Consider the following 217-nt stretch of genomic DNA (forward strand, 5'->3'; position numbering starts at 1 on the left):
CCCCCCCCCCCCCCCCCCCCCCCCCCCCCCCCCCCCCCCCTTTTTTTTTTAAACCCACAACACGCAATACCACGATGTGTATAAGAGACAGGTTCAAACGGGTTTGCAGCATACTCACCGCATCTTTGGCGGTGAGCGTTTTCGGCTCGTCCTTAAGGTCCCCGCGCCCGGCGATATTATTCAGGTAATCGTAGAGCATCAGGCCCAGATCCGCGAG

1 pseudogene is annotated in these 217 nt (G+C 59.4%); it reads right to left on the reverse strand.

Going from position 1 to position 217, the window contains the following annotated elements:
• Nucleotides 1–91 precede the first annotated feature (91 nt).
• Nucleotides 92–217 (reverse strand): annotated as a pseudogene (locus QN399_RS26570) (hypothetical protein); the annotation flags it as partial.

It is taken from the genome of Pseudomonas sp. 10C3 (assembly GCF_036346185.1).
Lineage (GTDB): Bacteria > Pseudomonadota > Gammaproteobacteria > Pseudomonadales > Pseudomonadaceae > Aquipseudomonas.